This is a genomic window from Methylobacterium sp. TK26 (genome assembly GCF_055361565.1).
Genome location: NZ_CM143965.1, coordinates 1,906,205 through 1,931,845, shown reverse-complemented (window position 1 = coordinate 1,931,845; position 25,641 = coordinate 1,906,205). Strand labels below are relative to the sequence as shown.

The following is a 25,641-nucleotide window of genomic DNA, read 5'->3' as shown; positions in this document are numbered from 1 at the left end:
AGACCCCCTTCGTTCGCAATCGTTCGGGCAAAGATGCATGAATTGGGATTTGGTTGGCAAGGCGGCTGCGCGATGATTTGATATCTACCTAGAAAATACAGAAATACCGGCACATGAATAACATGGTTTATCTTGGCGCGGCGTTCGCGGAGATCGCGGGATGCTATGCCTTCTGGATGTGGCTGCGGCTCGGCCGCTCCGCATGGTGGGCGGTGCCGGGCGTCGGCTCGCTCATGGCCTTCGCGGCCCTGCTGACCCTCGTCGAGAGCGAGGCGGCGGGCCGCGCCTTCGCGGCCTATGGCGGCGTCTATATCGCCGCCTCGCTGGCCTGGATGTGGTTCGTCGAGGGTGAGCGCCCGGACCTGCGCGACGGGCTCGGCGCTGCGCTCTGTCTGCTCGGCGCCGGCATCATCCTGTACGGGCGCGGCCGGTAGGGACGTTCAGCCCCGGCCCATCCCGAAGAACTCGGCGTTCGGCCGCAGATCCGTGGCGCTGGCGAGGCGGTTCGACAGGGCGAAGAGGCCGGTGATCGCGGCGATGTCCCAGATGTCGTCCTGCGAGAAGCCCAGCTCTTCGAGGATCGCGTGGTCCTCCGCACCGACCGCGCCCGGTTCGAGGGCGAGCTTCACGGCGAAGTCGAGCATCGCCTTCTGGCGCCATGTGATGGAGGCCTTGGCGTAGTTCGTGGCGATCTCGTCGGCGAGCAGGGGGTCCTTCGCCCGCACCCGGAGGATCGCCCCGTGGGCGACGACGCAATAGAGGCAGTGGTTCGCGGCGCTCGTCGCCACCACGATCATCTCCCGTTCCGCCTTGGTGAGGCCACCGGGGCGGTCCATCAGCGCGTCGTGATAGGCGAAGAAGGCGCGGAATTCCTCCGGCCTGTGGGCGAGCGCCAGGAAGATGTTGGGCACGAAGCCCGCCTTCTCCTGCACCTGTTCGATGCGCTGCCGCAGGTCGGCGGGCATCTCCGCCAGCGACGGCACCGAGAAGCGGCTGATCGGACCTTCGTGGCGCATTCTCGTCCTCGTCTGGTGAGAGGCCCGGCTTCGCGGTACGGGTGGCAGCCGGCCTGCGTCCTGACATCGGGCTCACGAGCCCCCCGAGCGAGCACCATGAGCACCGTCATGAAGACCGGCACGAGCGCTCCGATCCGTATCCTCGGGATCGATCCGGGCCTGCGCCGCACCGGCTGGGGCCTGATCACCGCCCAGGGGACCAGCCTGACCTACCACGATTGCGGCGTGATCACCTCCGATGGCGAACTGCCGCTGGCGCTGCGCCTGCGCGAGCTGTTCGAGGGGCTGACCCGGATCTGCCAGACGCTCCAGCCCGACGAAGTCGCCGTGGAGGAGACCTTCGTGAACAAGGACGCGCAGGCGACCCTGAAGCTCGGCCATGCCCGCGCCGTGGCGCTGCTCGTGCCGGCGCTCGCCGGACACCCGGTGTTCGAATACGCCGCCAACCTCATCAAGAAGACGGTGGCGGGCTCCGGCCACGCCGACAAGGCGCAGATCCAGGCGATGGTGCGCTTCCTGCTGCCGAAGGCGGAATTCCGGGTGGCGGACGCGGCGGACGCGCTGGCCATCGCCGTTACCCATGCGAGCCACCGGGATTCCCACGCCCTGCGGGCGCGCCACCTCACCGGCCGGGCGCCGCGCAGCCTGTCCGGCGTCGCGCAGGCGGGCCAGACGCTGGAAGGCAAGGGCTATTCCGCCGCCGCCGCGGCCCGTATCGAGGCCGCCCTGGCGAAATCGCGCTGATGGTGTGGGTGAGGATCTTGGTGGGGGAAGTAGGACTCGAACCTACGAAGCTTACGCAGCGGATTTACAGTCCGCCCCCTTTGCCGCTCGGGACATTCCCCCAAGGTCGGTGAGGCCCCCCTGGGGCCGTCCCGCGCCGCCCTTATGGTGGGGGGGTGGCGCCGTGTCAACGCTTCCCTGGCGCAACCTGCGCAGTTAAACCCTGCCACCCGCGCGGGCAGGCGAATGACGCATCCACCCAGCAACGGTGGCGCAACCGGGTCGTGCGCAAGGATTGCCCCCGGCCCGCAACCGTGGCTGGAAGCAGGCCCTCTGCCGGGGCGCGTCACACGCCGATCGTTCGACGATCCGAGACAAACATAAAGCAGATTTGTACTGCCTGCCGCTCTCATTCGCCGGGTGCAGGCGCTGGAATCGATCACACATTGCACTAGGCGGCTTAACAACCGCAAAGTGAGTATTGACTTCAACACTCCGTGATCGGAATTATCTCACCACGAGGAATATTGCGTATAGATACGTGACTTAGCCAAACGTATCTTCGCAAGTTGCGCTTCCGCGATTATGGAGGCGACGTGTCATCGAGTCTCGCAATAGAAGCTCTCTTGATCGTGATCTGCCTCGGAAGCCTTCTGAGCGGCGTGATTCTCGCTGCCCTGTCGATCCGGGATCCCACGCGCGCCGGTTTCCTCGAGCGCTGGAGCGGGATTTGCCTGATCGTCGGCCTGTGCCTGCTCGGCGTCAGCCTCCGTATTTCCCGCTGAGGCGGCCGCCAGTGGAACGTCACACCAATGCGACATGTTGTCGGTGCATCGCGCCACGACGGTCGCGGCGTAGGACGGAGTAGACCCATGAGCCTTCTCGGCAACATCGTCAGCAAGATCCTCCACCCGTTCGGTGGCGGACAGGCAGAGGCGGCCCCCTCCTCCACGACATCGAGCTCCGGCCAGACCAGCACGCCGGCTCCCACCGGCAGCGCGGGTGGCAGCAGCAGCGGCGGTCCGGTGGATGTCGAGGCCGTCCTCACCGGCATGGCGGAGAAGAACCCGCAGAAGCTCGATTGGCGCCACTCGATCGTGGACTTGATGAAGCTCCTCGACCTCGATTCGGGCCTCGCGTCGCGCAAGCAGCTCGCCGACGAACTGCACTACACCGGTGACAAGGAGGATTCCGCCTCCATGAACATCTGGCTGCACAAGCAGGTAATGCAGAAGGTCGCCGAGAACGGCGGCAAGGTGCCGGACGACCTCAAGCACTAGTTCCGCAACCCTCCCGTGATCTTGGGATCACGGGAGGGCGCCATTGCTCAGCGACCCGTGCGGACCCGCGTCCAGAGCCGGGTGACGAAGCGCTGGGTGCGCTCGTCCCAGGCGGTGTTGACCGAGAGGCGCTGCATCGTCGCCTCGTCCGGGTAAATGCCGGGATTGTTGAGGATGTCCGGCTTCACGTGGGCCTTCGCGGCGAGGTTGCCGCTCGCGTAGGACACGAAATTCGTGTTGGCCGCCGCCACCTCCGGCCGCATCATGTAGTCGAGGAAGGCCAGGGCCTCGTCCGGGTGCGGCGCGTCCTTCGGGATGGCGAAGGAATCGAACCACATCAGCGATCCCTCCTTGGGGACCACGTAGGCGACATCGACGCCGTTGTTGGCCTCGTCCGCCCGCTTCTTGGCCTGCAGCACATCCCCCGAATAGCCGACGGCCATGCAGATATCGCCGTTGGCGAGCGCCTGGATGTATTCCGACGAGTGGAATTTCCGCACGCTGCCGCGCACCTTGTAGAGGGCGTCGGTGACGAGGGTCATGTCGTCCCAGCGCTTGCTGTCGGCCTTGGCGCCGAAGAAGGGCAGCATGCTCGGGATCAGGTCCTCGGGGCTGTCGAGCATCATCAGCCCGCATTCCTTCAGCTTCGCGGCCGAGGACGGGTTGAGCACGACGCTCCACGAATTGACCGGCACGTTCGGCCCAAGCTTCTCCCGGACCATGGCGACGTTGTAGCCAATGCCGGTGGTGCCCCACATGTAGTCGATGGCGTAGACGTTGCCGGGGTCGTAGCCCGCGAGCCGGCTCATGATGTCCGGCCAGAGGTTGCCGAGGTTCTTCAGCTTCGCCTTGTCGAGGGGCCGGAAGGCGCCGGCCCGGATCAGGCGCTGGAGATACGGCCCCGACGGCACGACGATGTCGTAGCCCGAGCGGCCGGCGAGCAGCCGCGTCTCCAGAATCTCGTTGTTGTCGTAGGTGTCGTAGACGACCTTGATACCCGTCTCCCGGGTGAAGGCATCGAGCACCTGCGGGTCGATATAATCCGACCAGTTGTAGATGTTGACGACCTTCTCGTTCGCCGGGCGCGCGGCGCCGGCGAACAGGGCGGTGCCGAGCGCCGCCGCGAGGCAGACGCCGAGGGCGGCGAGCCGCCCCCGCCTCGGAAGACGGAGCGCCACGCTCAGGCCGCCCGCGCGGCGACGACGACGATCTCGACGAGGTATTCCGGCGCGGCGAGCTTCGCCTCGACGGTGGCGCGGGTCGGCGGGTTCTCCTTCGAGACCCAGGCGTCCCAGGCGGCGTTCATCTCGGCGAAGGTCGCGATGTCGGCGAGGTAGATCGTGGCCGTCAGGAGCTGTTCCTTATCGGTGCCGGCGGCGGCCAGCAGGCGATCGATCTGTTCGAGGATGTTCTGGGTCTGCGCGGTGACGCCCCGGCCTACGGGCTCGTCGGCCACCTGCCCGGCGAGGTAGACGGTATCGCCATACACCACGCCCTGGGACATCCGTGCCCCGGGCTCGATCCGCCTGATCGCCATACGCTCTCTCCGTCCATCCTGAGGGGTTCGCCGGACGATGCTCCGGCGGCGGCGTATCTGCCGCCGAGGACGGCTTGGCGTAAAGGGCGGGCGCGGTCACCAGTGTCGCAGAGGGGAACCGCGAAAAAAATCCGCATCGCGATGACGAGTCGGGGCAACCGGTTGGAAAATCCAAACGTTCAGAGGGCGTCAGCGGCCCAAAGCGGGGAGACACATGGGCATTCTCTGGACCATCATCATCGGATTCCTGGCGGGCGTCATCGCCAAGTTCATCATGCCGGGGCCGAACGAGCCCGGCGGCTTCATCCTGACCACGATTCTCGGCATCGTCGGCGCCTTCGTGGCGACCTTCATCGGTCAGGCGGTCGGCTGGTACGGCCCGAATCAAGGCGCGGGCTTCATCGGCGCCATCGTGGGCGCGGTGATCGTGCTCGCCATCTACGGCTTCATCGCCAGCCGCCGCACCACCACCTACTGAGAGGCCCCGCCGCAGCGGGCTAAAGGAAGGGGCGCCCTCGGCGCCCCTTTTTCGTTCTCAGAACTCGTTCGCCATCGACTTCACGGCGCAATGCCCGGTGGCCCCGCGCATGGCAAGGCCGACGCCGACCACCAGGGCCGCGAGGCTCAGCCACTTGTTCGGGCGCGGCTGGGCGGCCGCCGCCGCGATGCCGAGGCCGAGGGCCACGGACACCGCCCGCTCCGTCGTGCTCAGGTTCGGCGTGCCGCTGAAGATGTCGTGGATCATGTCTCGGGCCATCGGGTTCCTCCGCTTCCAATCGCGGGGCGAACGCGGGGGGTGCCGGGGCGTTCCGTGTGGTGCCGCAAACGAAAACGCGGCCCCCGAGGGGACCGCGCTTCGCCGTCACGTCAGATCGTGAGGATGAGGGCGATTACTCGCCCGCCTCGCGGCGGCGCTCGCCACGGTGGCTACGGCCACCTTCGCGACCGCCCTCGCGGCCTTCACGGGGCTCACGCGGCTCGTCGCCACGCTCGGACCGCTCGGAGTCGCGCTGCGCCTTGATCTTGTCGGTGATGTCCTCGCCGGTCTGCTGATCGACGACCTTCATCGACAGGCGGATCTTCCCACGGTCGTCCTGACCGAGGAACTTCACCTTCACCTTGTCGCCTTCCTTGACGACATCCGTCACCTTGGCGACCCGCTGGGCGGCGAGTTCCGAGATGTGGACGAGGCCGTCCTTGGCGCCGAAGAAGTTCACGAAGGCGCCGAACTCCATGCACTTCACGATCGTGCCGTCGTAGATCGTGCCGGCCTCGGGCTCCGCGACGATGGAGCGGATCCAGTTATAGGCCGCCTTGATCGCCTTGCCGTCGGCCGAGGCGATCTTCACCACGCCCGTGTCCTCGATGTTGATCTTGGCGCCGGTCTTCTCGACGATCTCGCGGATCACCTTGCCGCCGGTGCCGATCACGTCGCGGATCTTGTCCGTCGGGATCTGCATGGTCTCGATGCGCGGCGCGTACTCGCCGAGCTCCGGACGCGCGGCGGTGAGGGCCTTGGCCATCTCCACGAGAATATGGGCGCGGCCGTCCTTCGCCTGATCGAGGGCGACCCGCATGATCTCCTCGGTGATGCCGGCGATCTTGATGTCCATCTGGAGCGAGGTCACGCCCTCGTCCGTGCCGGCCACCTTGAAGTCCATGTCGCCGAGGTGATCCTCGTCGCCCAGGATGTCCGACAGGACCGCGAAGCGCTCACCCTCGAGGATGAGGCCCATGGCGATGCCGGCCACCGGACGGCGCAGCGGGACGCCCGCATCCATCAGCGACAGCGAGCCGCCGCAGACCGAGGCCATCGAAGACGAGCCGTTCGACTCGGTGATCTCGGACACGACGCGGATCGTGTACGGGAACTCGTGAGCCGGCGGCAGCACCGGGCGGATGGCGCGCCACGCCAGCTTGCCGTGGCCGATCTCGCGACGGCCCGGCGAGCCCATGCGGCCCGTCTCACCCACCGAATAGGGAGGGAAGTTGTAGTGGAGCAGGAAGCGCTCCTTGTAGGTGCCTTCCAGCGCGTCGATGAACTGCTCGTCCTCGCCGGTGCCCAGCGTCGCAACCACGAGGGCCTGCGTCTCGCCACGGGTGAAGAGCGAGGAGCCGTGGGCGCGGGGCAGCACGCCGACCTCGGAGAGGATCGGGCGGACGGTCTTCACGTCACGGCCGTCGATGCGCGAGCCGGTGTCGAGGATGTTCCAGCGGACCACCTTCGACTGGGCCTCCTTGAAGGCGGCCTTGACCTTCTCGGCCGGGAACTTCTCGGCGCCCTCGGGGCAGAGGGCGGCCATCACCTTCGCCTTCACGGCGTCGACGGCGGCGTAGCGCTCCTGCTTGACGGTCTTGGTGTAGGCGGCGCGCAGCTCGGCCTCGCACACGTCGAGGACGGCCTTCTCGACGTCGGCGTTCTCCGGCGGGGAGAAGTCGCGCGGCTCCTTGGCGGCCTTCTCGGCCAGCCGGACGATCGCCTCGATGACCGGCTGGAAGTGCTTGTGGCCGAACATCACGGCGCCGAGCATCACGTCTTCCGAGAGCTCCTTGGCCTCGGACTCGACCATCAGCACCGCGTCCTGCGTGCCGGCGACGACGAGATCGAGGGAGGATTCTTCCTTGGTCTCGGTGACGAGCGGGTTCAGCTTGTAGCCGCCGTTGATGTAGCCCACGCGGGCCGCACCGATCGGGCCCATGAACGGCACGCCCGAGAGGGTCAGCGCCGCCGAGGCCGCCACCATGCCGACGATGTCCGGATCGTTCTCGAGGTCGTGGGTCAGCACCGTGACCGTGACCTGCGTGTCGTTGCGCCAGCCCTCGACGAAGAGGGGGCGGATCGGACGGTCGATGAGGCGGGAGACCAACGTCTCCTTCTCGGAGGGACGGCCTTCGCGCTTGAAGTAGCCGCCCGGGATGCGGCCGGCGGCGTAGGCGCGCTCCTGGTAGTTCACGGTGAGGGGGAGGAAGTCGATGCCGGCCTTCGGCTCCTTCGCGCCCACGACACAGGCGAGCACCGAGGTCTCGCCGTAGGTGGCGACGACGGCGCCGTCCGCCTGACGGGCCACCTTGCCCGTTTCGAGGACGAGCTTGCGGTCGCCCCACATCAGCTCTTCGCGTTGTACGTCGAACATGGTCTGTCTGTCCTTGCCTTCATGCAGCGGGCTTCGCCCGGCACGGCGGGGGCAAGACGACGGGGGGCTTCACGAAGCCCCCGGCGATCCTGCCCCGATCTCGTGCGAGGGGCGGCCCGTTCGGCCTGCCCGAGCCCCATGCCCGGACCTGCCAAAGTCGAACGCGGCCCCGGAACCCGGAAGCCGCGTCGGGTGAGATTAGCGGCGGATGCCGAGCTTCTCGATGAGCGAACGGTAGCGCGACTCGTCCTTGCGCTTCAGGTAGTCGAGAAGCGAGCGGCGCTGCGACACCAGCTTCAGGAGGCCGCGGCGGGAATGGTTGTCCTTGCCGTGGGTCTTGAAGTGCTGGGTCAGGTTGGAAATCCGCTCGGAGAGGATGGCCACCTGCACCTCGGGGGAGCCGGTGTCCTTCGCGTCCGTGCGGTGCTGCTTGATGAGCGCGGTCTTGCGCTCTGCCGTGATCGACATCGCATACCTTTCGGGTGTTTCGTACGATGGAGCGCCCTGCGGGGCGCCTTGAGCCTGCGGACCGGCCTGAGCCGGGATGTCGTCCAGCACGGTCTGCCGCAAGCGGTTCAAGCCCCGCCCGGTCAACCGGGTCGAGGCTGTGGGATCCATACACGAAACGGGCGCGGATGCCACCCCCGGCCCGGGACTTGCCCTGTCGCCACCGATAGAAGGATCAGGCATGTCAGGATCATCGAGCGCGCCGGCTGGGTCTTCCCGGGATCTGGCAAGGACGCTCACCGCGCCGGGGCTCGTCTGCATCGGGCTCGGCGGCACCATCGGCGCCGGCATCTTCGTCCTCACCGGCACGGCCGCCGCGCATTATGCCGGGCCGGCGCTGATCCTGTCCTTCCTGATCGGCGGTCTCGTCAGCGGGCTTGTCGGGCTGTGCTACGCCGAACTCGCGGCGATGATCCCGGAGGCCGGGTCCACCTACGCCTATACCCGCGTGAGCCTCGGCCTGCTGCCGGCCTGGATCGTCGGCTGGGATCTCGTCCTCGAATTCGCCTTCGCGGCGGCGACCGTCGCCTCGGGCTGGTCGGGCTACGCGCAGTCGCTGCTCGCGGATCTGGGCCTGCGCCTGCCGGCCGCCCTCGCCGCCGCGCCGGGGGCGGGCGGAACCATCGACCTGCCCGCCGTGATCGTCGTCCTGGCGCTGACCGTCCTGCTGACGCGGGGGGTGCGCGAGGCCTCCGGCATCAACGCCGCCCTGGTGGCGCTGAAGGTGGCGATCATCCTGGCCTTCGTCGGCATCGGCGCCGCCCATCTCAGGCCCGAACTCTGGCACCCCTTCGTGCCGGAGAATACAGGCGCCTTCGGCGAGTTCGGGACGAGCGGCATCTTCCGGGGCGCGGCGGTGGTGTTCTTCGCCTTCATCGGCTTCGAGACCGTCTCGACGGCGGCGGGCGAGTGCCGCGACCCGCAATCCGACGCGCCGAAGGGGCTGATCGGCTCGCTCCTCGTCAGCACGCTGCTCTACGTCGCGGTCGCCGCCGTGCTCACCGGCCTCGTGCCCTACCGGGAGCTCGGCGTGCCGGACCCGATCGCGAAGGCGGTCGATTCCATCGGCCATCCCGGCTTCGCGCTGTTCGTGAAGCTCGGCGCCCTCGTCGGGCTCACCACCTCGACGCTCACCGCCCTCTACGGGCAGGGGCGCATCTTCTACGCCATGGCGCGCGACGGCCTGCTGCCCGGAATCTTCGCCCGCATCCACCCGCAGACCCGCGCCCCCGCCACCGGCCAGATGACGATCGGCCTCTGCACCGCCGCCGTCGCGGGGCTGGTGCCCATCGACGTTTTGGGCGAACTCGTGAGCATCGGCACGCTGCTGGCCTTCGGCCTCGTCTGCGCCAGCGTGCCGATCCTGCGCCGCCTGCAGCCGGACCGGCACCGGCCCTTCCGCGTCCCGGCCGCCGACCTCGTCGCGGCCCTCGGGCTTCTCGCCTGCGCGGCCCTGATGGTCTCCCTGCCGCCCGAGACCTGGCTGCGTCTCGCCGCCTGGACCGGCCTGGGCCTCGCGATCTTCTACGGGTACGGGCGCAGGCGCGCGTTGGCCACGACTACCGCAGCGACAGCGTCGCCGCCGCCGCGAGATCGGCCGCATCGGTGAGCCGCAGGCCCCGGCGCTTGAGGTTCGCCAGCATCGCCCGGTCGGGGAAGGGGCAATAGGGCAGGACGTCCGCCATCCGTCCCTCGGGCAGAGCGCCCGTCGCCGCCACCGTGTCGAGGAGCCGGTCGAGCATGGCGCGGCCGTGCTGGTGGAGCAGGATCGCGGCGCGGGTCGCCGTGACGTCGGCGGGCATCCGCACCGCCTCCTGATCGAGGATCGCGCCGGCATCGATGGCGGCGGCGAGCCGGTGCAGGGTCATGCCGAACGCATCCGGCCCCTCCGCGAGGGCGTGGATCGTCGGCACCGGCCCGCGATGGCGGGGGAGCAGCCCCGGATGGCCGTTGATCCCGCCGAGCCGCGCCAAAGCGATGGTCTCCGGCTTCAGGATCTGGTCGAAATGGTAGGTGAGGATCAGGTCCGGCGCAGCCTCGCGGAGGGCGCGGTGCATCTCCGCCCCGTTCACGTCATCGACCTTCACGCTGCGGATGCCCATCCGGCGGCAGAGGGTCGCGAGCGGTGTCGCCTCCGGCACTTCCGCGCTGCCGGCGGCGGCCTGGGTGAGGGGGGCCAGCGGGCGCAGCAGGTCGGGCAGGCCGAAATTCACCGCGAGATAGGGCAGGATCCCCGTGCCCGAGCGGCCGAGATGGCGGCGCAATTGCCCCGTCAGACCGCCGCTCGACGGCCGCTCCGCGTTGGACAGCCCGACGAGGACGATCTCATGCCCGCGATCCGCCACGAGGCGCCGCACGGTCCGGGCATTCGGCAGGGCTTCGAGGACGAGGAGCGCGATCCGCAAGGCCGTCACCGCTGGTTGAACTTGAACGCGGACAAGCTGACCCGCCGCACCCATTCGGGCAGCAGCAGCACGCAGCGGGCCAGCACCGCCAGCGGAAGGGGGAAGGACACCACGTCCCGGTCCTTCGCGAGGCCCTTGGCGATGATCGCGGCGGCCTGCTCGGCGCTCATCTCCAGGGGGCGCCAGCCCTTGAGCTCACTGCCCATGGGGGTCTTCACGTAGCCCGGCGTCACCACGCTGATGCGCACGCCGAGGGGCCAGACCTTCTGGCGCAGGGCGAGGCCGTGGGCGATCAGCGCCGCCTTGGCGCCGCTATAGGTCGGCGCGTCGGCGAGCGGCGCATAGGCCGCGAGCGACGACATGAGCGCGATCTGGCCCCGGCCCCGGGCGAGCATCAGGCTCAGGGTCGGCAGCATCACGTTGAGCGAGCCGGTGTAATTGATGTCGGCGGTCTCGAAGGCCATCTCCTCGGTCTCGACCCGGCCCTCCTTGCCGCCCCCGTTGATGGCCGCGTTGACCACCACGAGGTCGAGGGGCGAGCGGGCATCGACCTCGGTGAGAAGCCGGCGGATCGCCGCCCGGTCGCGGGTATCGCCCCGGGCGACCTCCGCCTCCGCGCCCTTGGCGCGGCAATCCCGCGCCACGGCTTCCAGGCGCGGCGCGTTGCGGGCCACGAGGATGAGGCGGGTTCCGGCGGCGGCGTAATGGCGGGCGAGGGCGGCGCCGATGCCGCTCGAGGCCCCCGTGATCAGAATCGTCCTCACCGGGCGCCGCCCGGCCTGCCGCTGGTCATTTCCGCCATGATCCCCGCCTTCCCTCTCCGCCGTGCAGCCTTGTCCCATCTCGCTTGACGCTGTCGAAACGATGTGGAAGGCCGCGCGCCGTCGCGGGCCTCGTAGAGTGCTCCCCGCCGGAGGGGAAGCCATTTCGGCCTGGCCCCCTGCGGTGCTATGCCCAAACCCTCGCCTTCCGGGCCGTTATCCACGTCGGCGGGTGCGGCTCAACGGTTCCGGTGATGGATGATTCTCGGATGGAAGGTGGCAAGCTCAAGCGCCTGTGGCCCCGGACGCTCTCGGAGATCGAGATGCCCGGCGGCCGCCCGGTTCGGCGCCTCGGCAGCGAGCCGGTCTCGCGCCGGGTCGGCCATGCCGACCGCTGGGACGAGGGCTTCCTGCGCCTGCCCGGCGCCCGCACGCAGCGTCCGCTGAGCTCCATCGTCGACGGTCTTGGCATCTATTACGACGCCACCGCGCGCAGCGAGCTGGAGATCATCCTTCAGGAAGGCGGCTGGGAGAACGACGAGATCCTGGCCCGCGCGGAAGCCGGCATCGCCCTGCTGCGCGAGGCGCGCCTCAGCCTCGACAACGACCCCCGCCGCGCCAACCTCGCGACCCTGCTCGACGGGCGCGACACGGCACGCCCCCTCGTGGTGATCGTGGATCAGGTCCAGAAGGACCCGACCATCGGGTTCGGGCTCGCCAGCGAGACGGGCTTCGCCACCATGCTCGCGACCGCCGCCGCCGAGCACCCGGAGGCCGACCGCGTGGTTATCATGGACCCGGCCGCGCGGCCGGGCACGATGGGCCATCTCGAACGGGCGGCCATCGAGGCCTCCGGCGCGCGGGCCGTCTACGAGCCGGTCGAGGCGTGGTCGGTGATCGAAGCCGCCGCACGGCTCTACGTGGTCACGAGCCATATCGGCTTCGAGGCGGCGCTGGCGGGGCGGCCGGTGAGCTGTTTCGGCGTGCCGTTCTATGCCGGATGGGGCTTCACCGACGACCGGCTCGATCCGATCCGCCGCAGCCGCAGCCGCAGCCCGGCGGAAGTCTTCGCGGCGGTCTACATGATCTGCTCGCGCTACTTCGAGCCCTATGGCGGCGAGACCTGCCGGTTCGAGGAGGCGGCGGCGATCCTGCGTCTGGTCGTGGAGGAGCAGCGCGCCAACGCCGCCCGCACCCTCTGCATCGGCTTCGCCACCTGGAAGCGGCGCTGGCTGTCGCGGGCGCTGGCCTCGCCGGGGCGGATTCCCGCCATCGCCGCCCCCCGGCACGAGCCGAAGCCCGCCGAAATCGCCCGCTACGAGCGGGTCGTCGCCTGGGCGAGCCGCGCGCCGGACAGCCTCGGCGCCGCCTGCCGCGAGGCCGGCGTGCCGCTGTTGCGGATGGAGGACGGGTTCATCCGCTCCATCGGCCTCGGCGTGGCGTTGCGCCCCGGCGCCTCGCACGTCATCGACGCCACCGGCATCTATTACGACGCCAGCGGCCCGAGCGACCTCGAACGCCTGCTGGAAGAAGGTGGCTTCCCCGCCGACGTGCTGGACCGCGCCAAGCGCCTGCGCGCGGCGGTCGTGGAAGCCAAGCTCAGCAAGTACAATGTCGGCGCGGCGCCGATGCCGGCCCTGCCGAAAGGCGCGCGGGTCGTGCTCGTCGCCGGGCAGGTGGAGAACGACGCCTCGATCAAGCTCTGCGGCGCCACCGTCGCCCGCAACGCCGACCTCCTGAAGCTCGCCCGCCAACGCCATCCCGACGCGGTGATCGCCTTCAAGCCGCACCCGGACGTGGAAGCCGGGCTACGGCCGGGCTGGGTGCCGCCGGAGGAAGTCTCCGCCCATGCGGACATCGTCCTGCGCGACGTGTCGGCGGCCGACGCCATCGACGCGGCCGACCATGTCGAGACCATCTCGTCGCTGATCGGGTTCGAGGCGCTGCTGCGCGGCCGGAGCGTCACCACCCACGGGCTGCCGTTCTACGCGGGGTGGGGCCTGACCGAGAGCCCGGCCTGCCCGAGGCGGACGCGGCGCATCACCCTCGACGAGTTGGTCGCGGCCTCGCTCATCGTCTACCCGCATTACGTCGATCCGCGCAGCGGCCTGCCCTGTCCGCCGGAGGTGATCATCCAGCGGCTGTCGGAGGGCGATGCGGGGCTGATGCGGCGCGAGCCGACCGTCGAGGCGGCAATGAAGCAGGTCTGGTCGCTGGCCTCGCGCCACCTGCTGCGGCGGCGCTAGGCGCCGCCGACCGGCTCAGACGTTCTGGAACTCGAAGCCGTGCTCCGGGACGGCCTGGTCCGCCACGGCGGCATTGCGGCGGGCGCGGGAGCGCATTTCGAGCCACGCGCCCTCGGTGAGGTCGAGGCGCGAGGCGGTCGCCTGCACGGCAGCGGCGAGGCCCTCCTTGGCGTAGTACACGCCGCGGATCTGGATATGCCCGACGATGGCCCGCACGAAGGCATGCCAGAGGTCCTGGCGGGGCGGCTTCGCCTCGGTCCAGAATTGGTCGAGGGGGCCTTGGAAGGTCAGGCCCTCGATGTCGTAGACCGCCGTGCCGAGGGTGATCGTCGGCACCGCGACGCGCATCGACCAGAGGCCGACCGTGCTGTTCACGGTGATGCAGCCCTTCGAGGCTTCGAGCATCACGGCGAGGTTGCCACCATCCACGAAATCCACCCGGCCCGCGACGCCGTGCTTGGCGGCCGAGCGGCGGACGATCCGCGCCCAGTTGCGAAGCCCCGGATCGAGGGGATGGGCCTTGATGACGAGGCGGCTGTCGGCCGGTGCGTTCTTGGCGAAGGAGGCGACCACCGCGTGGATCGGCGCCTTGAAGTCGAAATAGGGCGAATAGGCCCGCAGCTGGAAATCGTTCTCCATCTGCAGGGGCAGCACGTAATAGGGCGCCTTCTCGGCCTTCAGCCGGCCGACGAACCGATCGACTTTCGGCGAGCTGAACTTCGCCCGCAGGATGTGCAGGCCCGTGCCGAGATAGACCAGCCCTGGATGGTAGAGCTGGTGCGAGCGGTAGAACGGGTACAGGAACCACAGCCAGTTGGTGAGCATGTGGTAGGCGATGTCCCAGATCACCTGGGTCTTGAAGCTGTCGCCGTAGCGGGGCTCCAGATCCGGCGCGGGCAGGCCCTCGGCCAGCTTCATCACCGCCTCCGGCTCGCGCGGGAAGCAGCTGTCGCCCGACATGCCGTCGCGCTCGAGGGTGATCCAATCCGGCCGGAGATAGCCGAAATCCGTCACGGTAACGTTGAGGTTGCGCGCCTTGGCCGCCGCAATCGCCACCTTGTGGTAGAAGCGTTGCTCGCCGAGCAACATCAGGTCCGTCACGCCCTCGCGGTCGATCAGGTCGGCGATGAAGGCGGGCCAGTTCTCCCGACGGCCCCGGTAATTCACGGCACCCGGACGGCGCCAGAACAGCCAATCGCCGAAGCAGAGGTTCACCCGCAGGCAGCGGTGGCCGCGCGCTTCGAGCTCGTTCGCCGTGTCGGCAAAATAGGGAGTGACCGGGCCCTGCAGGAACAGGAAGACCTGGCGTCCGCCCTGGCGGGAGGCCGCCTTGCCCGTGGTGCCGCGCTCATGAGGGCCGGGGGCGGGGATCAATGCCATGAAAGCCACACTTTCCGATCGCGCACCGTCGGGGCCGGAACGGCGCTCCGTCGCGCCGAATCCCGCCGCGTTCCGTCATCCCGTCCTGCCGCGAAAAACGCGGCAGCATCATGGTCGCGCAGAACACGGCGGTGGGTTGGGGATAAATGTTGCGCAGATGGCACGCCATCGGGCAGCGAAAGATGCGATCCTCGAACCGGCCTCAATTCACCGTTAAGCTGATGGCAGTCCTTCAGCCCCCTTATGGGGCGGCGGGCCGCGTCGACGGGCCCGGCACAGCGGATTTCTGAATGATGCGTTTGGGGAACCTCGCCGTTTCGTCGGCCTGCATCGCCACGCTGGCGATGTCGGGCTGCACGCTGCTGCCCGCGGCGGGGCCGACGGCCACGGCGATCCAGGCCGGCGCCGAGGTGCCCGAGTCCGGGGGCGGCCTGCTCGCCCGCTACGAAATCATCGACATCAACCCCGCCACCATCGAGGCCCTGCGCGGACGGCCCCTCGACAGCCTGCTCGCCTCCTTCGGCGATCACCGCCCCTCCGCCGAACCCCTCATCGGCATCGGCGACATGGTCGCCGTCTCCGTCTGGGAGGCCGGGTCCGGCGGCCTGTTCTCCGGCCCCCTCGTCGCCGACCGCTTCTCCGCCGGCTCGAAATCCGCCCTCATCCCCGAACAGCCGGTCGGGCGCGACGGCGCCATCTCCGTCCCCTATGCCGGCCGCATCGCCGTCGCCGGCCGCCGCCCGCAGGACGTGCAGGCGCTCATCGAGAACGAACTCGCCGGCAAGGCCATCCAGCCGCAGGTGCTCGTCTCCGTCACCAAGCCGATCTCGCAGACCGTCACCGTGACCGGCGAGGCCGTGGCCGGCGCCCGATTGCCGCTGACCGGCCACGGCGACCGCCTGCTCGACGTCATCGCCACGGCCGGCGGCGTGCGCTCGCCGGTCTCCGAGACCTTCGTGCGGCTGTCGCGCGGGCCCGTCACGGCGACGGTGCCGCTGACCACGGTGGTGTCGAACCCCAAGGAGAACATCTACCTGCGGCCCAACGACGTGCTGACGCTGGTGCGCGACCCGCAGACCTTCCTGGCGGTGGGGGCGCTCGGCAACTCCACCGAACTGCCGTTCTCGGCGGACGGGATCACCCTGGCGCAGGCCCTGGCCAAGGCGCGGGGCCTGTCGGACTTCCAGGCCGACCCGGCCGGCACGTTCATCTTCCGGTTCGAGCCGGCGGCGATCGTGCGGCGTCTTTCGCCGGGCTCGAAGCTGACGGGCACGCCGCTGGTGCCGGTGGTGTACCGGATCGACATGCGCGACCCCAACAGCCTGTTCACCGCGCAGGCGTTCCGGATGCGCAACCGCGACCTCGTCTACGTCTCGAACGCGCCGTTCACCGAGATCCAGAAGGTGCTGGGCGTCTTCTCCACCGTCACGGGGCCTGTGGCCTCCGCCGCAGCCGTGTACAGCTATTCGCGATAGGGCCAACCCGAACGACAAAGGCCGCGGACCTCACGGTCCGCGGCCTTTGTCATATCCGATCGTGCCAGTCAGCGCTTGGCGAGAAGCTGCTCGATCAGCGAGCCGCCCTTGTCGATGGCAGCCAACTCCTCGGCGACGGCATTAACCGTATCCGTGATCTGCTCCGGCGTGTGCTCGGAGGTCAGGAAGAAGCGCAGGCGCGAGCCACGCTCCGGCACCGCCGGGTGGATGATCGGCTGCACGTTGATGCCGCGCTTGAACAGCCGGTCCGACAGCGTCACCGCCTTCAGGGAATCGCCCACGATCACCGGGATCACCGCGAGGCCGAGGCTGAAGCCGGTATCGAGGCCGAGCTTGCGCGCGGTGGCAAGGAACAGGTTGCCGTTACGGCGCAGGCGCTCCACGCGCTCCGGCTCGGCCTGCATCACCTCGAGCGCGGCCTCGGCGGCCGCCGCGATCGGCGGCGACATGCCCACGCTGTAGACGAAGCCGCCGGCCGAGTGCTTCAGGTACTCGATGAGCGCGATCGGGCCGCAAATGTAGCCGCCGCAGCCCGAGAGGGTCTTCGACAGGGTGCCCATCCAGATGTCGACCTCCTTCGGGTCGACACCGCAATGCTCGAACAGGCCCGCGCCCGTGCGGCCGGTGACGCCGAGGCCGTGGGCCTCGTCCACCATCAGCCACGCGTCGTAGCGCTTCTTCAGGGCGACGAAGCCGGCGAGGTCCGGGGCATCGCCGTCCATGCTGTAGAGGCCCTCGATCACGATCAGCGCCCGGCGGTGCTCGTGGCGCGTCGCCTGGAGCAGGTTCTCCAGGGCGTCGAGATCGTTGTGAGCGAAGGAGCGGCGCTGTGCCCCCGAGAGCTGCACGCCGGTGACGATGCTGTTGTGCGAGAGCGCATCGTGGAACACGACGTCGCCGGCTTCCAGCAGGGCGCCGATGGTCGTGACGTTGGTGGCGTGCCCGCTCACCATCACCACGCAGCCTTCGGTGCGGTAATGGGCGGCGAGCGCCTGTTCGAGGCTGATATGGCCCGGGCGCTCACCCGCCACCACGCGGCTTGCGGAGGCCGAGGTGCCGTAGGCTTCGATGGCCTCGCGGGCGGCGCCGCTGACCTTCGGGTGTCCGTTCAGCCCGAGATAATCGTAGGACGAGAAGTTCGTGAAGGTCTTCTGGTCGATCCGCGTCGTGGCGCCGGCCTTGGCGTCGTGGACGCGGAAGAACGGGTTGCCGAGGCCGATCAGTTCGGCCGCCGAGCGCTGGAGCTTGAGCTCCCGGTAGCCCGGCAGGTTCTCGAAGTTCTGGGCCGCGCTCGCGCGCGACGCCTCAGGCGCCTTGGCCTGGGCGGGCCGGGGGGTCGCACGCCCGAGGCGGTTCGTCACGAAGCCGGCCAGGGCCGCACGCCCACCGTCGGGCCGCGCAGATTGCGTCATCGCTAGGTCTCTTTGCTCTCGTTCTCGCGCGCCTCGATCAGGTCGCGCAGAGGGGCCATGACGCTCGCACTCACCTCACCGCCGATATGCTTGGCCATGAGGCTCATCGCGACGCCCGCCGTGTCGTCCATGGGCGCGGAAACCGCCTGAATTAAGGAATCCGACAGTTCGTTGACGGTCATGCCCGCCGAAAGCCCCGCAGGCGGCGATTCGAGGCCGAACCGCTCCTGAAGGCTCGCGCCGAGTTCCACGCCCATCAGCGAGTCGAGGCCGATCTCCGAGAGCTGGCGCACGCGGCTGATGTCGTCCTTGGGCAGGCGCAGGATGCGGGCGATGTCGTCCACGATCGCGTCCGACACGGTCTTGCGCACCGTGTCGATGTCGGAGCCCTTGAGCAGCGAGGCGATGTTGATCGTCTGGACCGCGCCGGCCTCCGCCTGCTGGTCGGACCCGAGTTCGGCGTAGCTCGGCGAGCGCATGGTGGCGAGCCGCTCGCGCGCCTTGCCCCAATGCATCGCCGCGATGGCGATCACCGCCTCGTCCGGGGCGGTGCCCTGGTTCGACAGGGCGTCGGCCATCAGGTCGAGGCAGCGGCGGGCCTCCATCGGCGTCACGCCGACGCGACCGGCCAGGGTCTCCATCACGGCCTTGTTGCGGGCGAGCATGCCCACGTCGCCGATGGCACCCCACGCGACGGCCAGAGCCGGAAGGCCCCGGCGGCGGCGCTGGCGGGCGAGGCCTTCCATGAAGCCGTTGGCGGCGACATAGGAGCCCTGGCCCGGGTTGCCGATGAAGGTCGTGGCCGAGGAGAACAGCACGAAGTAGTCGAGCGCCCGGTCGCGGGTCGCCGCGTCGAGGTGCTGGGCGCCGATCACCTTCGGGCCGATCACCGCGTCGAGCGCCGAAACTTCGAGGTTGGCGATGAGGCCGTCCTGAAGCACCGCCGCCGCGTGGATCACGCCCGCGAGCTTGGCGCCGCCGCGCTCGATCTCGGCGAGCATCCGGTCCACCGCCGAGCGGCTGGTGATGTCGACCGCCTTGGCCTCGACCTTGACGCCGCGCTCCGTCAGCTCGGCGAGAAGCGCCTTGGCCTCGTCGGTGGTCGCGCCCTTGCGGCCGGAGAGGACGATGTGCCGGGCGCCGCGATCCGCGAGCCAGCGCGCCGCCTCCAGGCCGAAGCCGCCGAGACCGCCGGTGACGAGGTGCACGCCCTCACCCGAGACGGTGAAGGGCTTGGCGACATCCTTGAGGACCGTGCCGGCCTTGGGCGGGCTGATCACGATCTTCCCGATATGGCCGGATTGCTGCATCAGCCGGAACGCGTCCGAGGTCTCGGCCGCCGTGAAGGGCTGATAGGGCAGGGGCTTCAGGCCGCCGTCGTTGAACAGCGCCATCACCTCGCGGAACATCCGCGCGCCGTCGTCACCCTGGTGCTGGATCACCTGATCGAGATCGACGCCGAAATAGCTGAGGTTCCGGCGGAAGGGCCGCAGGCCGATATGGGTGTTGGCGACGTAGTCGCGCTTGCCCAATTCCACGAAGCGCCCGAAGGGCCGGAGTGCGTTGAGGGAGCGCTCCATCGCCTCGCCGAACAGGCTGTTCAGCACGATGTCGACGCCCTCGCCCGTGATGGCCCGCACGTCGTCCACGAAGGCCAGCGAGCGGGAATCGAGGACGTGCTCGGCGCCGAGCGCCTTCACCAGGGCGCGCTTCTCGCGGGAGCCCGCCGTCGCGATGACGCGGGCGCCCTTGAGCTTGGCGATCTGCAGGGCCGCGAGGCCGACGCCGCCCGCGCCGCCATGAACCAGCACCCACTCCCCGCGCCGCATCCGGGCACAGGAGACGAGGGCGTAGTAGGCGGTGAGGAAGGCCACCGGCACCGTCGCCGCCGCCATCGGATCGACGCCCTGCGGCATCGGCGCGACGACAAGATCAGGCACCACGATATGCGTGGAGAAGCCGGACTGGGCGAAGGCGACGACGGCGTCGCCCACCTTGAAGCCCTTCACCCCCGGCCCGACCGCCGTGACGCGGCCGGCGCATTCGAGGCCCAGGCGCGGGCCGGCGAAGCCGTCCTCCAGGATCTCCTCCGGGAGCATCGAGAGCGCCCAGAGCACGTCACGGAAGTTCAGGCCCGTCGCCTCGACGGCGATCTCCAGTTCGCCGCGACCGGGCGCGACACGCTCGGCCGGGCCCCAGACCATCTCGTTGAGGCCGCCCGTGTTGCTGCGCTCCAGCCGCGCGGCGGGGGCGGGCACGGTATCGGCCGGGTCGCGGTGGCGCGGCCGGCCGGTATGGAAGCGCACGACCTGCGTGCTTTCGTCGTCCAGCACGATCTCCGTCTCCGGCGTGCCGGAAAGGATGAGGTCGCGCAGGCGCTCTGAGGCGCGCTTCGAGGACATCTCGGGCGAGAGGTCGATGCGGCGGATGTCGAGGTTCGGCACCTCGTTCGCCAGGGTGCGGGTGAAGGCCCACACGCCGGATTCGACGTTCGTGGCTTGGCCGCCGCGATCACGGGTGGCGCCGGGCGACACGACCCAGAGGCAGGTCTGGCGGGCGCCGAGATGCTCGACGCAGCGCTTCAGGCTCAGGCAGCGGTCGCGCAGGCGCTCGGCCGCCTCGCCGCCGCGCATGAAGGCGCCGGCCAGGAAGACCACCGTGTCCGGCGTCTCCTTCTCCAGCTCCATCAGCGAGGTCTCGGAATCGAGGATGATCGAGACATGGACGCCGCCCGCGACCAGCAGGGTCGCCAGGGAAGAGGCGGTCTCGGCGGCGAAATCGTCGTCCGAACCGATGATGAAGGCGAAGCTCTGCGCGGCGGCCGGAACCGGACGGGCCGGAGCCTCGGCCACGAGGAGCAGGTCGTCGCCGTTGCCGGAGATCGCCCGGTCGACGGAGACCGAGACGAGGCCCGCCGCGCTCAGGGTGCGCTGCCAGCCGCCGACATCGTCGAGCCGGCCCACGGGCAGGCCACCCATCCCGTCCTCGAACCAATCGGGGGTGAGCCCGAAGACGAGGTCGCGGAACAGGGAGATGCCGGGCTCCACGGCGACCAACAGGCCGCCCGTCGCCAGGGCCGTTGAGAGATTGCCCACGAGGCCGCGCTCGCCCCGGTGGAGGCTGCCGGCGCCGATGATCAGGTCGAACCCGCCGGCCGTGAGCTCGTCGGCCGACTCGATCAGGGTCGCGGCGCGGCCGAAGGAGAGACGCGCCCGCTCGGCGAGCCGCCGGTCGGTCTCGAAGATGGTGAAGCGCGCCTCGGCCGAAGTGGCGAAGGCGGCGGCCTGGGCCGAGAGCGGGCCGTAGCCCACCTGTAGCACCCGCAGCGCCCGCTCCTTCGGAAGCTGCCCGAGGGCCCCGTCGAAGAGGCTTGCCAGGGTGTTGGCCGAGTGGCGGGACGTGGCCGAACGCAGGATGAAGGCATCCACCGCGCTCTGCGGCAGGTTCGGCAGGTCGGTGACGTCGCCCGCCAGGATGCGGTCCACCGTGGCGCCGACATCCGCGATCAGGACCAGTTCGGCCGAGAGGTCGGGATGGTCCGCCGCGATCCAGCGCATGATCTCGTCGGGCGCGGGCAGGGCCGAGCCGTCGCCGAGTCGCCACGCATCGGTCTCGTGCTCGGCGAGGCCGCTGCTTTCGAGGGCGTAGAGGGCGTTGACGAGCCAGGGCCGCAGCGCCGCCGGCAAACGGGGATCGCTCAGGGCCACATGGCCGGACTTCTGCGCCAGTCCCTTGGCGAGGCGGAAGGCGAGCGACGTCGCCCAGCCTTCGAGCAGGAGGTGCCCCGGCGAGAGCGTGGCGTCGGCCGAGCCCTTCACCGGCTGCGTCAGCGGGCGCAGGCGCGCCGCCACGCTCGGGCGGCGCTCCATCGGGATCGCCGTCGGCTCGGTGGCGAGTTCCGCCCGCTGCGTAATCGCGTAGGCCGCGAGTTCGTCGCCGCTTTTGGTGCGCAGCGCCTGGAACCGGCCCTCGCGGATCGTGGCGATGACCTCGCCCTCCGCGTCGAGCAGGGTGAAGTCGGCGAGGATCGAGCGCTCGTTGGCGCGGCGGGTACGAATCACCGACCGCGCGATGACGGCACCCGGCCGCACGAGGCGGATCTCGCCGAAGCGCACGGGGATGTAGGCCTTGCCCGCGCCGTCTCCGAGGAGGTCGGCGAAAAGCAGGATCAGGCCGTGGAAGCAGGCATCGAGCCGCGACGGCACGAGGGTGAAGCGTGAATCGGCCTCGGCGGGCTTCAGGTCGGCGACGATCGTCGCCTCATCGAGGCGCGCCGCCATGGCGACCTGCCGGAAGCTCGGGCCGAAGCCGAGACCCGCCGCCTCGGCGCGGCCGTACAGGGCCTCGCCGGAGAGGACGTGGTCGCCCGCCGTGTCGAAGTCGAACCCGTCGAGGTCCGGCTTGCGCGGGGCCGAAAACGCGCCCTCGACGATCTTCGCCTGGGCATGAAGCTGCCAGGGCGTCTGGGTCAGGCGCGGACGGCTCAGCACCTGAATGCCGTTACCGGAGCCGGCGAGGCGCACCGTCACCTCGCGCAGGGCGTCCTCCGCGAAGATCATCGGCGCGACGATCTCGAACTCGGAGAGCACCACGGAATCGTCGCGCAGCGCGATCTGGGCGGCCGCGAGGGCCATTTCCACGAAGCCCGCGCCGGGCATGATGACCTGCCCCTCGACGCGGTGATCCTCCAGCTCGGGCAGCGTCTCGGGATCGACGTAGCCGTGCCATTCCAGGCCATCCGCCTCGGCCCGCGAGCCGATCAGCGGGTGGTAGGGGCGGGGGCTCAGGGCGCCGACGCTCTCGGTCGTGTCGTTCAGGCGGAAGGGGCGGCGCTGCCAGGGATAGGTCGGCAGGCGCACGTCGCCGCGCGGCGCGGAGCCGAACAGCTTGTCGTCATCGACGGCGGCGCCGAGCACCAGGGCCGCGTTCACCGCCTTGGCGATGGGATCGCTACCGGACGCCTTGCGGTGCATGACGCCGACGGTGGCGATCTCGATGCCCAGCGGCTCCACCGCGTCGCCGACATGCGACATGAGGGTCGCGCGGGGGCCGACTTCCACGAACACGCGGGCGCCCTGGCGGGTCGCCTCCTGCACGGCGTCGCTGAAGCGCACCGGCTCGCGGATGTTGCGCCACCAGTAGGTCGGCCCGACCGTCGAGCCGTCGAGCTTCGTGCCCGTCACGGTGGACATCATCGCCGTGCCGCCCGCCTGCGGGCGCAGGCCGGCGAGGTCACGGAGCAGCGGCTTCTCGGTCGGGTCCATCAGCCTTCCGTGGAAGGCGTAGGCGAGGTCGAGCTTCCGGCCCCGGCGGCGCTTGCGCGACAGGGCCTTGAGCGCGGCGTCGATGTCGGCCACCGGCCCGGCCACCGTCACGGCCTTCGGGCTGTTGGTCGCCGCGAGGTCGAGGCTCGGGAAATCCTTGAGGAAGGCCGGCACCTCTTCCACCGGCATCAGCAGCACCGCCATGGTGCCCTGGCCGTGCGTCGTCTCCTGATGGTGGCTGCGGTAGTAGATGACCTTGACCGCATCCTCGAGGGTGAGGATCCCGGCCGCTTCCGCCGCCGCGATCTCGCCCACGCTGTGGCCGAGCACGTAGGCCGGCACGAGGCCCTTGGCGCGCAGGGAGGTGGTCGAGGCGCTCTCGATGGCGAAGATCAGCGGCTGCGAGACGCTGGTCAGGGCGAGCCGCTCATCGAGGTCGTCGGCGTAGAGGGCGTCCTTGAGCGACCAGTTGGCGTAGGTCTGGAACAGCGTGTCGATCGTGTCGAAGGCCTCGCGGAAGACCGCGTTCAGCTCGTAGGCCTCCCGGCCCATGCCGGCCCACTGGCTGCCGTTGCCGGAATAGACGAAGGCCACCTCGGCGGCGCGGTCCACGGCGGTGCCCGTGTGGGCTACCTCGGAATCCTCGCCCTCGCCCACGGCGCGCAGGGCCGACACCACGCCGGCCGGGCCATCCAGAGAGACGGCGAGGCGCGCGGGCATCCGCTCGCGGCGGTGGGCAATCGCGGCGGCGACCTCGGCCACGGCCTCCGGCTCGGCCTCGAAGCGCTCGGCGTAATCGAGGGCCAGTTCGTTGAGGGCGGCGCGGCTCTGCGCCGAGATCATCAGCACCTGCGGCGCACGCGCCGCCTCGCCCGCCACGGCCGGGACCGGGTCGGCATCGGTGATGACGACGTGGGCGTTGGTGCCGCCGAAGCCGAAGGAGTTCACGCCCGCGAAGCGCTGGCGGCTGCCACGGGTGATCGGCAGCGCCTGCCGCACGACGTGCAGGTTCAGGTCGCCGAAGGGTATTTCGGGGTTCAGTTCGGCGGCGTGCAGCGAGGGCGGCACGAGGTTGTGCTCGAGGGCGAGCGTCGCCTTCATCAGGCCGGCGAGTCCCGAGACCGGCTCGGTATGGCCGATATTGGACTTGATCGAGCCGATGGGCAGCGGGACGCCGCGCCCCTTGCCGAGCTTGGTGCCGATGGCCGACGCCTCGATGGGGTCGCCGACCGGCGTGCCGGTGCCGTGCGCCTCCATGAAGGCGAGGTCATCGACGGCGATGTCCGCCTCGCGATAGACCTGCTCCAGCAGCGCCGCCTGGGCGTAGCCGGAGGGCAGGGAGATGCCGGTGGTGCGGCCGTCGGAGTTCACGCCGGAGGCCGCCACGACCGCGCGCACGGTGGAGCCGGCGCGGCGTGCGGCCTCGGCCGAGCGCAGCACCAGCACCACGCCGCCCTCGGAGCGCACGTAGCCGTCCGCGTTCTTGGAGAACGCCTGGCACAGGCCGGTGCGCGAGAGCATCTGCGCGGCGGAGAAGCAGATGAAGTTGAACGGGCTCGCCAGCACGTTCACGCCCGCCACGATGGCGGTGTCGATCCGGCCGGAGCGAATCGCCTGGACGGCGTTGTCGAAGGCGACGAGGGAGGACGAGCAGGCCGTGTCGACGGTGAAGCTCGGACCCTTCAGGTCGTAGATGTACGAAATACGGTTCGAGAGGATCGAGAGCGTATTGCCGGTGGCGGTGTAGGCGTCGCCCGAGGGCGCATCCATGATGCGCAGGTTGCCGTGATCCAGCGACGAGGCGCCGACGAACACGCCGATCTGGCTGCCCGCGACGGCGGAAGGCCGCAGGCCGGCATCTTCCAGGGCTTCCCAGGTCAGTTCCAGCAGCATCCGCTGCTGCGGATCCATCTGCTCGGCCTCGCGGGGCGAGATGCCGAACACGGTGGGATCGAACGACCACACATCCTCCAGCGCGCCCGCCGCGAAGGTGTAGCTCTTGCCGCGCTCATGGGCGCGGGGATGCAGGAACCGTTCGAGGGAGAAGCGGTCCGGGGGCAGGGTGGTGACCGCGCAGCGGCCCTCCGAAAGCAGCTGCCACAGGCCCTCGACGCTCGGCGCCCCAGGGAGTCGGCAGGCGCGTCCGACGATCGCGATGTCTGTGCGTTGTGTCACGTTCGGTTCGCGGGCGCTCGTGAAGGTAAGGTGGCTCGGCTCTCGACGAGTGAGGACCATCTGGTCCCTTAGTATGGCGTCAATGCGGTGTCCAACCTCGCGCTGGGATAGGACTTCCACCTAGAGAGAATTTGCTCCGCGATGTGACATGTATTCATCAGCGCAATCCACAATCGCTGCCCCATAAAAGCCAATTTCGAATCCAGGGCAGCGGTGTCGTGATGATTGATTCATCATCCGAAGGCGGTACTGCTCTGCTTGGAAGCATTGTGCTGCGACAGTCTATCCGTTGACGGACGGCAAAT

Annotated in this window: 19 protein-coding genes and 1 tRNA gene; 8 read left to right on the top strand and 12 right to left on the bottom strand. The window is 69.5% G+C overall.

The window, feature by feature from the left end:
* The first annotated feature begins 122 nt into the window (after nt 1-122).
* The gene (locus ACXJ1Y_RS09310) at nt 123-434 is read left to right on the top strand and encodes a YnfA family protein (RefSeq protein ID WP_463849748.1); all 312 of its coding nucleotides are present in this window, start codon (nt 123-125) and stop codon (nt 432-434) included.
* A gap of 6 nt (nt 435-440) precedes the next feature.
* On the opposite strand, the gene ACXJ1Y_RS09305 is transcribed toward ACXJ1Y_RS09310, so the two are convergent.
* Nucleotides 441-1,016, bottom strand: coding sequence for a peroxidase-related enzyme (locus ACXJ1Y_RS09305; RefSeq protein ID WP_463849747.1), 576 nt, complete (start codon nt 1,014-1,016; stop codon nt 441-443).
* 108 nt (nt 1,017-1,124) lie between these two features.
* Between ACXJ1Y_RS09305 and ruvC the strand changes: the two genes are divergently transcribed.
* Nucleotides 1,125-1,760 carry a crossover junction endodeoxyribonuclease RuvC gene (ruvC, locus tag ACXJ1Y_RS09300; protein WP_463850075.1) on the top strand — a complete coding sequence of 212 codons (636 nt, stop codon included), beginning with the start codon at nt 1,125-1,127 and terminating at the stop codon, nt 1,758-1,760.
* Between the two features lie 18 nt (nt 1,761-1,778).
* On the opposite strand, the gene ACXJ1Y_RS09295 is transcribed toward ruvC, so the two are convergent.
* Nucleotides 1,779-1,862 (bottom strand) — tRNA-Tyr (locus tag ACXJ1Y_RS09295).
* Between the two features lie 503 nt (nt 1,863-2,365).
* Between ACXJ1Y_RS09295 and ACXJ1Y_RS09290 the strand changes: the two genes are divergently transcribed.
* Nucleotides 2,366-2,524, top strand: a complete 159-nt coding sequence (locus tag ACXJ1Y_RS09290) for a hypothetical protein (RefSeq protein ID WP_463849746.1) — start codon at nt 2,366-2,368, stop codon at nt 2,522-2,524.
* Between the two features lie 87 nt (nt 2,525-2,611).
* On the top strand, nt 2,612-3,019 hold the full coding sequence (locus ACXJ1Y_RS09285) for a DUF3597 domain-containing protein (RefSeq protein WP_463849745.1): 408 nt from the start codon (nt 2,612-2,614) through the stop codon (nt 3,017-3,019).
* Between the two features lie 47 nt (nt 3,020-3,066).
* Here ACXJ1Y_RS09285 and ACXJ1Y_RS09280 read toward each other — a convergent pair whose 3' ends face one another.
* On the bottom strand, nt 3,067-4,197 hold the full coding sequence (locus ACXJ1Y_RS09280; RefSeq protein WP_463849744.1) for a polyamine ABC transporter substrate-binding protein: 1,131 nt from the start codon (nt 4,195-4,197) through the stop codon (nt 3,067-3,069).
* A 2-nt stretch (nt 4,198-4,199) separates the two neighbouring features.
* The gene (locus ACXJ1Y_RS09275; RefSeq protein WP_342164942.1) at nt 4,200-4,556 is read right to left on the bottom strand and encodes a RidA family protein; all 357 of its coding nucleotides are present in this window, start codon (nt 4,554-4,556) and stop codon (nt 4,200-4,202) included.
* Nucleotides 4,557-4,770: 214 nt separating this feature from the next.
* Here ACXJ1Y_RS09275 and ACXJ1Y_RS09270 point away from each other — a divergent pair, with 214 nt between their 5' ends.
* Nucleotides 4,771-5,034 (top strand): GlsB/YeaQ/YmgE family stress response membrane protein, encoded by a 264-nt coding sequence (locus ACXJ1Y_RS09270; RefSeq protein ID WP_463849743.1) that lies wholly within the window; start codon nt 4,771-4,773, stop codon nt 5,032-5,034.
* 57 nt (nt 5,035-5,091) lie between these two features.
* On the opposite strand, the gene ACXJ1Y_RS09265 is transcribed toward ACXJ1Y_RS09270, so the two are convergent.
* The 3 genes from ACXJ1Y_RS09265 to rpsO form a co-directional block, all read right to left on the bottom strand.
* Nucleotides 5,092-5,313 carry a YgaP-like transmembrane domain gene (locus ACXJ1Y_RS09265; RefSeq protein WP_243957096.1) on the bottom strand — a complete coding sequence of 74 codons (222 nt, stop codon included), beginning with the start codon at nt 5,311-5,313 and terminating at the stop codon, nt 5,092-5,094.
* A 133-nt stretch (nt 5,314-5,446) separates the two neighbouring features.
* Nucleotides 5,447-7,690 carry a polyribonucleotide nucleotidyltransferase gene (pnp, locus tag ACXJ1Y_RS09260; RefSeq protein ID WP_463849742.1) on the bottom strand — a complete coding sequence of 748 codons (2,244 nt, stop codon included), beginning with the start codon at nt 7,688-7,690 and terminating at the stop codon, nt 5,447-5,449.
* Between the two features lie 198 nt (nt 7,691-7,888).
* On the bottom strand, nt 7,889-8,158 hold the full coding sequence (rpsO, locus tag ACXJ1Y_RS09255) for a 30S ribosomal protein S15 (RefSeq protein ID WP_243957100.1): 270 nt from the start codon (nt 8,156-8,158) through the stop codon (nt 7,889-7,891).
* 220 nt (nt 8,159-8,378) lie between these two features.
* Between rpsO and ACXJ1Y_RS09250 the strand changes: the two genes are divergently transcribed.
* Nucleotides 8,379-9,806: an APC family permease gene (locus ACXJ1Y_RS09250; RefSeq protein WP_463849741.1), complete on the top strand. Its 1,428-nt coding sequence runs from the start codon at nt 8,379-8,381 to the stop codon at nt 9,804-9,806.
* On the opposite strand, the gene ACXJ1Y_RS09245 is transcribed toward ACXJ1Y_RS09250, so the two are convergent.
* Together ACXJ1Y_RS09245 and ACXJ1Y_RS09240 are read right to left on the bottom strand one after the other, a co-directional pair.
* Nucleotides 9,757-10,611, bottom strand: a complete 855-nt coding sequence (locus ACXJ1Y_RS09245; protein ID WP_463849740.1) for a formyltransferase family protein — start codon at nt 10,609-10,611, stop codon at nt 9,757-9,759. The two genes, ACXJ1Y_RS09250 and ACXJ1Y_RS09245, sit on opposite strands and share 50 nt — an antisense overlap.
* A complete protein-coding gene (locus tag ACXJ1Y_RS09240; protein WP_243957108.1) occupies nt 10,608-11,366 on the bottom strand; it encodes an SDR family NAD(P)-dependent oxidoreductase in 759 nt (252 codons plus the stop codon). The genes ACXJ1Y_RS09245 and ACXJ1Y_RS09240 overlap by 4 nt, the downstream gene beginning before the upstream one ends.
* A 266-nt stretch (nt 11,367-11,632) precedes the next feature.
* Here ACXJ1Y_RS09240 and ACXJ1Y_RS09235 point away from each other — a divergent pair, with 266 nt between their 5' ends.
* The gene (locus ACXJ1Y_RS09235) at nt 11,633-13,609 is read left to right on the top strand and encodes a capsule polysaccharide biogenesis protein (protein WP_463849739.1); all 1,977 of its coding nucleotides are present in this window, start codon (nt 11,633-11,635) and stop codon (nt 13,607-13,609) included.
* Between the two features lie 15 nt (nt 13,610-13,624).
* Here ACXJ1Y_RS09235 and ACXJ1Y_RS09230 read toward each other — a convergent pair whose 3' ends face one another.
* Nucleotides 13,625-14,989 (bottom strand): capsule polysaccharide biogenesis protein, encoded by a 1,365-nt coding sequence (locus tag ACXJ1Y_RS09230; protein ID WP_463849738.1) that lies wholly within the window; start codon nt 14,987-14,989, stop codon nt 13,625-13,627.
* 290 nt (nt 14,990-15,279) lie between these two features.
* Between ACXJ1Y_RS09230 and ACXJ1Y_RS09225 the strand changes: the two genes are divergently transcribed.
* Entirely contained in the window at nt 15,280-16,464 is a 1,185-nt protein-coding gene (locus ACXJ1Y_RS09225; RefSeq protein WP_463849737.1) for a polysaccharide biosynthesis/export family protein, read from the top strand.
* Between the two features lie 68 nt (nt 16,465-16,532).
* Here ACXJ1Y_RS09225 and ACXJ1Y_RS09220 read toward each other — a convergent pair whose 3' ends face one another.
* Both ACXJ1Y_RS09220 and ACXJ1Y_RS09215 read right to left on the bottom strand, forming a co-directional pair.
* Nucleotides 16,533-17,897 (bottom strand): aminotransferase class I/II-fold pyridoxal phosphate-dependent enzyme, encoded by a 1,365-nt coding sequence (locus tag ACXJ1Y_RS09220; RefSeq protein ID WP_463849736.1) that lies wholly within the window; start codon nt 17,895-17,897, stop codon nt 16,533-16,535.
* A 2-nt stretch (nt 17,898-17,899) separates the two neighbouring features.
* Nucleotides 17,900-25,336: an SDR family NAD(P)-dependent oxidoreductase gene (locus tag ACXJ1Y_RS09215; protein ID WP_463849735.1), complete on the bottom strand. Its 7,437-nt coding sequence runs from the start codon at nt 25,334-25,336 to the stop codon at nt 17,900-17,902.
* Nucleotides 25,337-25,641 lie beyond the last annotated feature (305 nt).

Bases quoted from the DNA above. Each gene is read 5' to 3' on its own strand.
- pnp (WP_463849742.1), bottom strand. From the start codon at position 7,690: ATGTTCGACGTACAACGCGAAGAGCTGATGTGGGGCGACCGCAAGCTC.
- ACXJ1Y_RS09265 (WP_243957096.1), bottom strand. From the start codon at position 5,313: ATGGCCCGAGACATGATCCACGACATCTTCAGCGGCACGCCGAACCTG.
- ACXJ1Y_RS09230 (WP_463849738.1), bottom strand. From the start codon at position 14,989: ATGGCATTGATCCCCGCCCCCGGCCCTCATGAGCGCGGCACCACGGGC.
- ACXJ1Y_RS09310 (WP_463849748.1), top strand. From the start codon at position 123: ATGGTTTATCTTGGCGCGGCGTTCGCGGAGATCGCGGGATGCTATGCC.
- ACXJ1Y_RS09220 (WP_463849736.1), bottom strand. From the start codon at position 17,897: ATGACGCAATCTGCGCGGCCCGACGGTGGGCGTGCGGCCCTGGCCGGC.
- ACXJ1Y_RS09235 (WP_463849739.1), top strand. From the start codon at position 11,633: ATGGAAGGTGGCAAGCTCAAGCGCCTGTGGCCCCGGACGCTCTCGGAG.
- ACXJ1Y_RS09250 (WP_463849741.1), top strand. From the start codon at position 8,379: ATGTCAGGATCATCGAGCGCGCCGGCTGGGTCTTCCCGGGATCTGGCA.
- rpsO (WP_243957100.1), bottom strand. From the start codon at position 8,158: ATGTCGATCACGGCAGAGCGCAAGACCGCGCTCATCAAGCAGCACCGC.
- ACXJ1Y_RS09270 (WP_463849743.1), top strand. From the start codon at position 4,771: ATGGGCATTCTCTGGACCATCATCATCGGATTCCTGGCGGGCGTCATC.
- ACXJ1Y_RS09225 (WP_463849737.1), top strand. From the start codon at position 15,280: ATGATGCGTTTGGGGAACCTCGCCGTTTCGTCGGCCTGCATCGCCACG.
- ruvC (WP_463850075.1), top strand. From the start codon at position 1,125: ATGAAGACCGGCACGAGCGCTCCGATCCGTATCCTCGGGATCGATCCG.
- ACXJ1Y_RS09275 (WP_342164942.1), bottom strand. From the start codon at position 4,556: ATGGCGATCAGGCGGATCGAGCCCGGGGCACGGATGTCCCAGGGCGTG.
- ACXJ1Y_RS09285 (WP_463849745.1), top strand. From the start codon at position 2,612: ATGAGCCTTCTCGGCAACATCGTCAGCAAGATCCTCCACCCGTTCGGT.
- ACXJ1Y_RS09305 (WP_463849747.1), bottom strand. From the start codon at position 1,016: ATGCGCCACGAAGGTCCGATCAGCCGCTTCTCGGTGCCGTCGCTGGCG.